Origin of the sequence: Devosia sp. (assembly GCF_041917035.1) — a bacterium.
In the GTDB taxonomy this organism is placed as follows: domain Bacteria; phylum Pseudomonadota; class Alphaproteobacteria; order Rhizobiales; family Devosiaceae; genus Devosia_A.
The window spans coordinates 1-11,128 of the sequence record NZ_JAYRYM010000131.1 but is presented as its reverse complement, the minus strand read 5'-3'; the positions used below and the strand labels follow the sequence as shown (position 1 = coordinate 11,128).

At 68.5% G+C, this 11,128-nt stretch carries 11 protein-coding genes; 6 read left to right on the top strand and 5 right to left on the bottom strand.

Annotation, left to right across the window (positions count from 1 at the left end):
- Together ACE3TU_RS13715 and ACE3TU_RS13710 are read right to left on the bottom strand one after the other, a co-directional pair.
- On the bottom strand, positions 1–683 hold a 683-nt coding region (locus tag ACE3TU_RS13715; protein ID WP_374625085.1), incomplete at its 3' end, for a quinone oxidoreductase.
- Positions 680–1,546: a TerC family protein gene (locus tag ACE3TU_RS13710; protein WP_374625083.1), complete on the bottom strand. Its 867-nt coding sequence runs from the start codon at positions 1,544–1,546 to the stop codon at positions 680–682. The genes ACE3TU_RS13715 and ACE3TU_RS13710, both read right to left, overlap by 4 nt.
- Positions 1,547–1,744: 198 nt before the next feature.
- Between ACE3TU_RS13710 and ACE3TU_RS13705 the strand changes: the two genes are divergently transcribed.
- Genes ACE3TU_RS13705 through ACE3TU_RS13695 form a run of 3 tightly spaced genes read left to right on the top strand, consistent with a single transcriptional unit; the run spans position 1,745 to position 3,841 of the window.
- A complete protein-coding gene (locus tag ACE3TU_RS13705; protein ID WP_374625081.1) occupies positions 1,745–2,209 on the top strand; it encodes a YeeE/YedE family protein in 465 nt (154 codons plus the stop codon).
- Position 2,210: 1 nt separating this feature from the next.
- Positions 2,211–2,684, top strand: coding sequence for a DUF6691 family protein (locus ACE3TU_RS13700; RefSeq protein WP_374625079.1), 474 nt, complete (start codon positions 2,211–2,213; stop codon positions 2,682–2,684).
- A gap of 2 nt (positions 2,685–2,686) precedes the next feature.
- Complete coding sequence (locus tag ACE3TU_RS13695; RefSeq protein WP_374625077.1) at positions 2,687–3,841, top strand: FAD-dependent monooxygenase; 1,155 nt, start codon at positions 2,687–2,689, stop codon at positions 3,839–3,841.
- 76 nt (positions 3,842–3,917) lie between these two features.
- On the opposite strand, the gene ACE3TU_RS13690 is transcribed toward ACE3TU_RS13695, so the two are convergent.
- From ACE3TU_RS13690 to ACE3TU_RS13680, 3 genes are all read right to left on the bottom strand, one after another.
- Positions 3,918–4,598 carry an invasion associated locus B family protein gene (locus ACE3TU_RS13690; protein WP_374625075.1) on the bottom strand — a complete coding sequence of 227 codons (681 nt, stop codon included), beginning with the start codon at positions 4,596–4,598 and terminating at the stop codon, positions 3,918–3,920.
- 112 nt (positions 4,599–4,710) lie between these two features.
- Positions 4,711–8,211, bottom strand: coding sequence for a transcription-repair coupling factor (mfd, locus tag ACE3TU_RS13685; RefSeq protein WP_374625073.1), 3,501 nt, complete (start codon positions 8,209–8,211; stop codon positions 4,711–4,713).
- Entirely contained in the window at positions 8,204–8,440 is a 237-nt protein-coding gene (locus tag ACE3TU_RS13680; RefSeq protein ID WP_374625071.1) for a succinate dehydrogenase assembly factor 2, read from the bottom strand. The genes mfd and ACE3TU_RS13680 overlap by 8 nt, the downstream gene beginning before the upstream one ends.
- A gap of 169 nt (positions 8,441–8,609) precedes the next feature.
- Here ACE3TU_RS13680 and ACE3TU_RS13675 point away from each other — a divergent pair, with 169 nt between their 5' ends.
- The 3 genes from ACE3TU_RS13675 to recG form a co-directional block, all read left to right on the top strand.
- A complete protein-coding gene (locus ACE3TU_RS13675; protein WP_374625069.1) occupies positions 8,610–8,882 on the top strand; it encodes a BrnT family toxin in 273 nt (90 codons plus the stop codon).
- A complete protein-coding gene (locus ACE3TU_RS13670; RefSeq protein ID WP_374625067.1) occupies positions 8,842–9,099 on the top strand; it encodes a BrnA antitoxin family protein in 258 nt (85 codons plus the stop codon). The genes ACE3TU_RS13675 and ACE3TU_RS13670 overlap by 41 nt, the downstream gene beginning before the upstream one ends.
- Positions 9,100–9,104: 5 nt before the next feature.
- A partial coding sequence (gene recG, locus ACE3TU_RS13665; protein ID WP_374625065.1) for an ATP-dependent DNA helicase RecG occupies positions 9,105–11,128 on the top strand: 2,024 nt, incomplete at its 3' end.

Below are 11,128 nucleotides of genomic sequence, written 5' to 3'. Positions count from 1 at the left end.
CTCAGGCAGTCGAGCGAGGCCTCGAACGTCGCCTTGCCGACACCGTCATAGACCACGTCGACCCCCCTGCCCGCGGTGAATTCCCGCACGCGGGCGACAAGCTCGTCGGTGCGGTAGTTGATGGCGATGTCGGCGCCGCAGGCGCGCGCGATGTCGCACTTGTCCTCCGCCCCGGCCGTGGCGATCACCGTCGCGCCGATCGCCTTGGCCCATTGCACGAGGATCTGGCCGGTGCCGCCGGCGGCGGCGTGCACGAGGATCGTCTCGCCGGGCCTCAGCTGGTGGGTCCAGTGCAGCAGGTAGAAGGCCGTCGCCCCCTTGAGCAGTGACGCCGCCGCGGTCTCGTAGGAAATCGCCGGGGGCAGCGGCACCGCCTTGTCGGCGGGCAGCAGCCGCTCGTCGGCATAGGCGCCCGCCGGGCCCTGGTAGGCCACGCGGTCGCCAGGGCGGAACTCGGTCACGCCGGCGCCGACCGCCATCACCTCGCCGGCCCCTTCATTGCCGGCGACGAAGGGCAGCGCCATCGGGTAGAGGCCGCTGCGCTGGTAGATGTCGACGAAATTGAGACCGATCGCCCGGTTGCGCAGCTTGATCTGGCCGGGGCCAGGCATGCCGACCTCGACCTCCTCGAGCCGCAGCTGTTCCGGCCCGCCATGCTCGCGGACGATGAAGGCGCGGCTCACTTCTTCCTCCTCGGCGCCGACTTGGGCCGGGCCTGCGCCCGCGAGGCGGCGGTCGAACGGGCCCGGGGCTGCGGTGCCGGAGCCGTCGCGGCCGCTGCCGTCGGCGGATGGGCCGCCGCGGCTGTCCCGCCGCCCTCGAGCGCCCGCCGCGCCATCCTGCGCTGCTTGGCGAGGATGTTGACCGCCTCGACCAGCACCGAGAAGCCCATCGCGGCATAGATGTATCCCTTGGGGATATGGAAGCCGAGCCCGTCGGCAACCAGCGAGACGCCGATCAGCAGCAGGAAGGCCAGCGCCAGCATCTTGGTCGTGGGATGTTTGGAGACGAAGCTGGCCACCGGCCCCGAGGCGACGAACATCACCGCCACCGCGACGATGACCGCGGCGATCATCACCTCGACATGCTCGGCCATGCCCACCGCCGTGACGATCGAGTCGATGGAGAACACCAGGTCGATGACGATGATCTGTCCGATGATCGCGGCGAAGGCGCGCGTCGCCTGCCGGCCGAGGTCCTCGGCATGCGGCTCCTCGATCTCGGCGTGCATCTCGTGCGTCGCCTTGTAGATGAGGAACACGCCGCCGCCGATCAGGATCAGGTCCTTCCACGAGGGCGCGAACCCGGCGATGTCGAAGGCCGGCTGCGTCAGCCCGATGATCCAGGAGATCACCAGCAGCAGCAGGATGCGGAACACCAGCGCCAGCGACAGCCCGATCTGGCGCGCCCGGTCGGCCTGCTCCTTGGGCAGGCGTGACACCAGCACCGAGATGAAGACGATATTGTCGATGCCGAGGACGATCTCCATGGCCGTCAGGGTCAGGAACGCCGCCCACACGTTCGGGTCGGCAAGCAGGTCGAGCATCGGAGTCTCCGCAAGTTGGCTGGCGGACCTTTCTACGGTTCTCCGCCGGCAGTGGGAAGATGCGCCGCAGGTCTTCCCACTGGTGCGGTTTTTCATCGCAACCGGCCGGCGGAGAACGAAACCGCTGGCGGGCGGCTGGCTCGCAGGGTCCCCGGCTGCTAGAATAATGTTCTCATTCTCAGGGACACTCTCGGGCAGATGGACGCTTTCTCACCCATTCCGGCACTTGTGGGCGGTGCGCTGATCGGGCTGGCTTCGGCGGTGCTGTGGCTGGGCAATGGCCGTATCGCGGGCATCTCCGGCGTCTTCGGGCAGTTGCTGCCGCCGGCCCGCACGGTATTGTGGCGGCTGGTGTTCCTGGTCTCGCTCGTGCTCGGCACGCTGGCCGCTGCCTGGCTGCTCCCGGGCCTCGGCCTCGGCGTCGGCGGACCCGCCGGCGCGCCGGCCGAACTCGTGTCGGCGCCGGCCGGCTGGGGCGTTCCGACGCCGCTCTGGCTGGCGGTCGCCGGCCTGCTGACCGGCTTCGGCACCAAGATCGGCAATGGCTGCACCTCCGGCCACGGGGTGTGCGGCATCGCCCGCCTGTCCACCCGCAGCTTCGTTGCAGTCGGCATCTTCTTTTCGGTCGCCATCCTGACCGTCGCCGCAACCGGGGTCGTGTGAAATGGCCGCTTCGCTTCGCCTGCCCTACCTGGTGACGGCCGCCGTCAGCGGCGCCCTGTTCGGCGCCGGCCTCTACGTCTCGCAGATGGTCGACCCGCTCAAGGTGCTGCGCTTTCTCGATTTCACCGCCATTCCGGATGGCGGCTGGGATCCCAGCCTCGCCTTCGTCATCGTCGCGGCCATCGGGGTGATGTTCGTCGCCGTCCGCATCGGCCGCCGACAACCGGCGCCGCTGTTCGACACGCGGTTCCACGAGCCCGAGTTCAAGCGGATCGACGCCCCGCTGGTGGTCGGTTCCGCGCTCTTCGGCATCGGCTGGGGCATGTCCGGCATCTGCCCGGGCCCTGCCATCTCGCTCATCGCCTTCTGGCCAAGCAACCTGCTGCTCTACCTGGTGGCGCTGTTCCTCGGCTCCTATGCCGGGGCGCTGGTGGTGCCGAGCGGGCGCGACCGCCGGCTGGCGGCGGCCAGCTGATCATGGCACACGACGTCGCGGTAGTGGGAGGTGGCCTCGCGGGCATCGCGGCCGCCATTGCGTCGGCCAGGGCCGGCCTCCGGGTCCTGCATGTCGCGCCGAAGGCGCCGCCCGATCGGCGCACATCGGCGCTGATGCTGCCGGTCGTCGACTACATGGTCAGCTCCGGCCTGATCGCCGATCCGGCGGAAGTCGGCACCGCCCTGACGCAGATCCGCATCATCGACGCGACGGCGCGGCTGATCCGCGCGCCGGAGGCGCTGTTCGACAGCCGCGAGGCGGGTCATGCCGCGTTCGGCTGGAACTTCGCCAACACCGCCCTCCTCGCCCGCTTCGAGGCGGCGCGCGCCGGGCTGGGCAATCTCGAAACGGTCGAGACCACGCTTGCCGATCTCCAGCGGACCGACGCCGGCTGGCGTCTCTCGCTCGGCAATGGCGGGACGGTCGAGGTGCCGCTCGTCGTCGGTTCGGACGGAAAGAAGTCGCTGGTCCGCTCGCTCGGCGGCTTCCGGGTTCGCGAGACCGGCTTCGTCGAGGCGGCGCTGGTCGCCGATCTCGAGCTGGGGCGCCCGCTCGAGGGCGCTTCGGTCGAGTTCCACTACCCGCGCGGCCCGTTCACCCTGGTTCCTGCCGGCGACAACCGGGCCAATCTCGTCTGGATCGATGATCGCGAGGTGCTGCGCGCCGCCCAGGCCCGCGGCGCCGACGGCCTGCGGGCCGTGTTCCTCGAGAAGTCGCAGCACCTGTTCGGCGATATCCGCCTCACCAGCCCGGCGCACCTGTTCCTGCTCAGTTCGCTGAGCGTCGACGCGGCCGGACACGAGGGCGTCGTCCTCGCCGGAGAGGCCGCGCACGCCTTCCCCCCGCTGGGAGCGCAGGGCCTCAACCTGGGGCTGCGCGATGTCGCGGACCTCTCGGCCGCGCTGGCTGGCGTCGATCGCCGCACCTCCGGCTGGGCGATCCGCGTCAGCGAGGATTACAGTCGACGGCGCGCCGGCGATCTGCTGCGCACCGGCACCATGGTCGATACGCTGTTCCGCTCGCTGCTCTCCGATTTCCTGCCCGCGCAGGCGATGCGGGCCGGCGGCATCTGGGCCCTGAAGCTCATTCCGGGGCTGCGCCGCGAGGCCTTCGGGCTCGGCATGGGCTTTCGCTGATCCGTCACTCGGCCGATCGGCCAAAACGAACGGGGCGCCCTGACGGCGCCCCGTGATCCTTCCGACGTGCGGCCGGTTACTGCGCCGGCTGCTCGGGCGTCGCGCCCTCGTCGAGCTTCTTGCGCAGTTCCTCGGCGCGATCCTGCAGCTGCTTTTCGAGTGCCGTCGGTCCGGTCGACTGCTGGTTGAGTTCGTCGAACGTCATCGCGGCATCTCCATCATAGACGGCGGTGAACCCGGCGAGGTTGATCTCGATGACGAGGTCCTTGTTCGAACGGTTCTTGGCGGTGAGCTTCAGCTTGCCGCCCTTCTTGAGGCTGTTGACATAGGCCTCGTTGATCACCAGCTGCGTGGCGCACGATTGCGGGTCGCACAGCATGAACGGCACGCGGATCGGCTTGGCGGTGTCGATCTGCCAGGTCAGTCCGAAGGGCAGCAGCACCCCGAGCGGCACGGCGGCAACCGCCAGAAGCCGGCTCTCCTGGCCCGGATCGTCACGCAGCAGGAACGAGCCGAGGAACTGCCCGTTCGCCACAACGACCTGGCGCATGATGCAGACCTTCTTGCCGTCGTCGAGCGGGTCGCAGACCTTCAGCCAGTTCTTGGTGGGGTCGACCGGCGTGGCGTTCGGGTCGGTCTGCCCGACGGTGCCCTCCCCGGCGGCCGGCGTGGGATTGTCCTGCGCAAGCGCTCCGATAGGGGCCAGCGACAGCGCGACGACCGCGAGGCCGGCAGCAACGAGCGTCTTGAGGGTCATCGACTTTCCTTGTGGTTTCCTACCATTGGTGACTCTCCCGGCCACCTGAATTCCCGCGCTCTTCAAGGCAGGAATTCGGGCAATAACATGACCGAGCCGGGTTCCGGAAGCTTTATCCGGCGAGTGTTGCCGCCGCACCCGTTTCCCCCGCGATCCGGGCCATTCGCGACAATATCGCCGCCGTGCCCTTGAGCCGCGCCTCGGCCGTCGGCCAGTCACGGCTGAACACGAGTTTCTGATCGGGCTTGATGCGCACTTGCATCTGCGGATCGGACACCATCCGCACCAGCCCGCCCGGGTTGGGGAACTCGCTGTGGCGCAGCGACACCACCGCGCCCTTCGGGCCGGCCTCGACCTTTTCGACATTGGCCGTGCGGCACAGCGCCTTGACCAGGATCACCTTGAGCAGCGCCTCCACCTCCTCGGGCAGCGGCCCGAAGCGGTCGATCAGCTCGGCCCCGGCCGCATCGATCTCGCGCGCGTCGCCGAGGTCGCCGAGGCGCCGGTAGAGCTGCATGCGAACGGTCAGGTCGGGGACGTAGTATTCGGGGATCATCACCGGCATGCCCAGCGAGATCGTCGGACTCCACTCGTTTCTGTCCTCGAAGTCGGTGGCCCCGTCGCGCAGCGCCGCCACCGCCTCCTCCAGCATCGCCTGGTAGAGCTCGAACCCGACCTCGCGGATATGCCCCGACTGCTCGTCGCCGAGCAGGTTGCCGGCGCCGCGGATGTCGAGATCGTGGCTCGCCAGCTGGAACCCGGCGCCCAGCGATTCGAGCGATTGCAGCACCGTCAGCCGCCGCTCCGCCGTGTCGTTCAGCTTGCGGTCGGCAGGGATGGTGAACAGCGCATAGGCGCGCTGCTTGGCCCGCCCGATGCGGCCGCGGATCTGGTAGAGCTGCGCCAGCCCGAAATTGTCGGCCCGGTGCACCACCAGCGTATTGGCGTTGGGGATATCGAGCCCGCTCTCGACGATCGTTGTCGACACCAGCACGTCGAACTTGCCGTCGTAGAAATCGTTCATGATGTCGTCGAGTTCGGCCGGCGGCATCTGGCCGTTGGCAACGACATAGCTGACCTCAGGCACCTGCTGGCGCAGGAACTCGGCGATGTCGGGCTGGTCCTTGATCCTCGGCACCACGTAGAACGCCTGGCCGCCGCGATACTTCTCGCGCAGCAGCGCCTCGCGCACGCTGAGCGGATCGAACGGCGAAATGAACGTGCGGATGGCCAGGCGGTCGACCGGCGGCGTCGCGAGGAGGCTGAGGTCGCGCACCCCGGTCAGCGCCAGCTGCAGCGTGCGCGGGATCGGCGTCGCCGTCAGCGTCAGCACATGCACATTGCCCTTCAGTTCCTTCAGTCGCTCCTTGTGGGCAACGCCGAAATGCTGCTCCTCGTCGATGATCAACAGGCCCAGGTCCTTGAACTCGATGCTCTTGGCCAGCAGCGCATGGGTGCCCACCACGATGTCGACGGTGCCGGTCTTCAGTTCTTCCTTGGTGTTCTTCAGCTGCTGCGCCGAGACCAGCCGCGAGGCCTGTGCCACGCGCAGCGGCAGGCCGGAGAAGCGCTCGCGGAACGTCTTGTAGTGCTGGCGGGACAGCAGCGTCGTCGGCACCACCACGGCCACCTGCCGGCCCGACATGGCAACGGCGAAGGCGGCGCGCAGCGCCACCTCCGTCTTGCCGAAGCCGACGTCGCCGCACACCAGCCGGTCCATCACGCGGCCCGAGGCGAGATCGGTGAACACCGCATCGATCGCTGCCAGCTGGTCCTCGGTCTCCTCGTAGGGGAAGCGCGCGGCGAACTCCTCGTAGAGCCCCGGCTGCACATCCATCGGCGGCACCGAGGTCACCTGCCTCAGGGCGGCGATCTTGATCAGCTGCTCGGCCATCTCGCGGATGCGCTTCTTGAGCCGGCTCTTCTTGGCCTGCCAGGCCACGCCGCCGAGCTTGTCGAGCTCGATCGTCGCATCGGCGCCGTAGCGCGACAGCAGCTCGATGTTCTCGACCGGCAGGTAGAGCTTGGTGTTGCCGGCATACTCGATCTCGACGCAGTCGTGCGGCGCGCCCGACACCTCGATCGTCTTGAGCCCGACGAAGCGGCCGATGCCGTGATCGACATGCACGACGAGGTCGCCCGCCGCGAGGCCGGCCGCCTCGGTCAGTGCGTCCGCCGCGCGGCGCCGCTTCTGCGGCCGCAGCAGGCGCTCGCCGAGTATGTCCTGCTCGGAGAGCACCAGCATGTCGTCGGTCTGAAAGCCCGTCTCGATGCCCAGCACCACCAGCGCCGTGGTCTCGAACGATGTCGTCTCCGCGTCGCGCCAGTTTTCCGCGAGGCGCGGGTGGGCGAGGCCGTGGTCGGCCAGCACCTGCGCCATGCGGTCGCGCGAGCCTTCCGACCAGCAGGCGATGATGGTCCTGCGCGCCTTCTTCCGCTCCGTCCTGAGCAGGTTGACCACCGCCTCGAACAGGTTGACGTCCTGCGCCTGCCGCTCGGCGGCAAAGCTCGGCGCCACCCGGCCGCCGGCGTCGTCCGCCTTGCGCGTGCCGGGGGCGGCGAAGGGCGACAGCTGCACCACCCGGCCCGCCGGGGCAAGCGCGTAGGGGTGGGCCCCGATCTCGTAGAGCTGCTCGGGCGGCACCGGCTTATAGGGGGCGGCCGCCGTGGCGGACTGCTTCTCGTGCCGCGCCTGTTCGCGCGCCTGATAATAGTCGGCGATCTGCGCCAGGCGATCGGCGAAAGCCTGCTCGGCCTGGTCGTCGAACACATGGGCCGCATCGCCGGCATAGGCCGCGAGGGGATCGAGCCTGTCGAAGAAGAACGACAGCCAGTGCTCGACGCCCGGAAAGCGCTGCCCCGCGCTCACCGCCGCATAGAGCGGATCGTCCACCGTATTGCCGCCGAACATCGCCGTGTAGCGCGCCCGGAAGCGGCGAATCGTCTCCTCGTTGAGCAGGATTTCGCTCATCGGGGCGAGGGCAATCTGCCTGCGGTTGCCCGTGGTGCGCTGCGTGTCCGGGTCGAAGGTCCGGATGGTTTCGAGTTGCCGGCCGAAGAAGTCGAAGCGCAGCGGCGCCTCGGTCCCGGCGGGGAACAGGTCGATCAGCCCGCCTCGCACCGCATACTCGCCGGTCTCGCGCACGGTCGGCACGCGCAGGTAGCCGTTGTCGGTGGCCCAGCCGACCAGGCGATCACTGTCCACCACCTGCCCGGCAGCCGCCGCAAAGCTCATCCCCGCCACCACGTCGCGAGGGGGCAGCTTCTGCACCAGGGCGTTGACCGTGGTCAGCACGATGGCCCCCGGTGCCGCGCCGCTGGCGAGCGCGGACAGGGTCGTCATCCGCGCCGCGATGGTCACGCCGTTGGGCGAGACGCGGTCATAGGGCAGGCAGTCCCATGCCGGCAGCGGCAGGATCGGGTGCCCGGGCAGCAGCTGTTCGAGGATTTCCGACATGCGCTGCATGCGGCGTCCGTCGCGGGCGACGAACACCACGCTGACCGGCGCCTTGGGCGCCGCCCTCAGGCGCTCCTCGACGAGCCGGGCCAGCACCACCGGCTGCATGCCGTCTGGCACATTGGCGAGGGTGCGATCGGCGCGATGCTCAGCCATGAGTCTGCACCCTGAAGGCCAGGAGTTCCGACAGCAGCGCCCGATCGGCGTCGGCGGGCGCCGGTTCCTGCCCCGTCAGCCACTTCAGCAGGTCGGTATCGGCCTCCTCGAGCAGCGCCTCGAAGCGATCGAGATCCGCCTCCGCCATCCCCTCGAGCCGCGCGTCGGCGAAGGGCCCGAGCAGCAGGTCCATTTCCTTGGTGCCGCGATGCCAGGCGCGAAAGCGCAACCGACGCAGCCGCATAGGCAATTTATCACCGGCGTCTTCGGAGGGGGCCATGAGCGGGAGGTCTCTGCGATGTTGGAGTGGCTGTCTACCCCCTATCTGCCTGCTTGTCAGCCCCGGTGACTTCCGCGACAGTCCTTGCCCATGCACCTTTTCGTATATACATTAAAGCATGCTGATCACCTTCGATCCGAAAAAGCGACAGAAGACGATTGACGAGCGCCAATTAGACTTCATCGATGCGCCTGAGGTGTTTTCGGGACGCACCTATGATTGGGACGACGAACGCTACGACTACGGCGAAGTTCGCATCATAACTGTCGGCTGGCTACACGGCAGAATGGTCGTCTTGGTGTGGACACAGCGTGGCGATGCTCGGCACATTATCTCACTGAGGAAGGCAAATGGGCGTGAACAAGACTACTACCGAGAGCTCCTGGGTTGACCCAGATGACGCCCCCGAACTGACTCGCGAGTGGTTCGAACGGGCGGATCAGTATGAGAACGGGCGGCTCGTTAAGCGCGGCCGCCCCCCGGCCGAGAACCCAAAGAAGGCAATCTCGCTCAGGGTGGACGCCGATGTCCTCGATCGCTTCAAGTCCGACGGGCCCGGATGGCAGGGGCGCATGAACGAAGCACTCCGCAAGGCCGTCGGTCTCTAGGGGACGTGCCCCGTCCCCCCGCCCTCGATCCGCTGTTTCGCTCGCTGCACTCCATCAAGGGCGTGGGGCCGCAGCTCAGCGCCCTGCTCACCCGTTTCTTCGGCGCGCCGGACGGGCAGGAGGCGATTGCGCTCGATCTCCTGATGCACATGCCCACCGGTGTCGTCGATCGGCGGCGCATGGATGGCATCGCGAGGGCCGTGCACAGCACCGTCGCGACGCTGAAGCTCCACATCGACCGCCACGTGCCGCCGCCCAGGGGCAAGCCGCACATCCCGCACCGGGTGTTTGCCCACGACGAGACCGGCGAGATCCAGCTCGTCTACTTCCGGGCCCAGGGCGGCTGGGTGGAGAAGCTCCTGCCGGTCGGCGAGGACCGCTACGTCTCGGGCACCATCGGCTTCTTCCAGGGCGAAAAGCAGATCACCCACCCCGACTACGTGGTCGAGGCCGACCGCTTCGACAGCCTGCCGCTGGTCGAGCCGGTCTACCCGCTCACCCACGGGCTGAGCTCGAAGGCACTGATCAAGCTCACCCGGCAGGTGCTGGATACCCTGCCCGATCTGCCCGAATGGATTGCGCCCGAGCGGCTCGCGCAGTTCGGCTGGCCGTCCTTCCGCGCCGCCATGCGCGCGTCCCACGCCCCCGAGCATCCGGACGACGCCCAGCTCTGGTCGCCGGCCCGCATGCGGCTCGCCTATGACGAGTACCTCGCCGGCCAACTGGCGCTGCTCATCGTCCGTTCGCAACTGGTCGCGCCCCGCGGCGTTGCCCGGACCTTCACCGGCGAGATCACCGCTCGGGTCGAGGCCGCCCTGCCCTACACGCTCACCGAGGGCCAGCGGCTTGCCGTCGAGGACATCCGCCACGACCTCGCCGCGCCCGAGCGCATGTCCCGCCTGCTGCAGGGCGATGTCGGGGCCGGCAAGACCGTCGTCGCCCTGCTGGCCATGGCGGCAATGGCCGAGAGCGGTGCGCAGTCGGCGCTGATGACCCCGACCGAAATCCTCGCCGGCCAGCACTACCGGACGCTGAAGCCGCTTTGCGACGCCGTCGGTCTGGGCATCGTGCTGCTCACCGGCAAGATGAGCGCTGCCGAGCGGCGCGCCGTCCTCGCCGGCATCGCCGATGGCGCCACCACCATCGTCGTCGGCACCCACGCCCTGTTCCAGTCGGGCGTCGAATTCCACAACCTCGGCCTCACCGTCGTCGACGAGCAGCACCGCTTCGGCGTCCACCAGCGCCTGGCTCTGTCCGAGAAGGGCGCCCATGCCGATCTCCTCGTCATGACCGCCACCCCGATCCCGCGCACCCTCGTCCTCACCCATTTCGGCGACATGGCGGTGAGCGTGCTCCGCGAAAAACCGCGCGGCCGCCAGCCGATCGACACCGCCGTCCTGTCGATCGCGGAGTATCCTCGCGTCCTGGCGCGGCTGCACAGCCGCATCGCCGAAGGGGCGCAGGCCTTCTGGGTCTGCCCCCTGGTGGAGGAGAGCGACAATCTCGACGTGGTTTCCGCCTCGGATCGATTCCGGGAGCTGCAGCAGGCTTTTGGCGACCAGGTCGCCCTCGTTCATGGCCAGTTGGGATCGGTTCAGAAACAAGGCGAGATGGAAGCCTTCCAGCGCAACGAGAAGAAGATCCTCGTCGCCACCACCGTCATCGAAGTCGGCGTCGACGTCCCCAACGCCACCATCATGATCATCGAGCATGCCGAGCGTTTCGGCCTCGCGCAGTTGCATCAGCTGCGCGGTCGCGTCGGCCGCGGCAGCCAGCGCTCCGCCTGCCTGCTGCTCTACAAGGAGCCGCTCAGCGAAACCGCCAGGGCGCGGCTCGACACCATCAGGTCGACCGAGGACGGATTCGTCATTGCCGAAAAGGACCTTGAGCTGCGTGGCCAGGGCGACCTGCTCGGCACCCGCCAGTCCGGCATGCCCGGCTACCACCTCGCCGTCCCCGACGTGCACCGACACCTGCTCGAATGGGCTCACGACGACGCCAAGGCGGCGCTCGCCCGTAACCCGGGCCT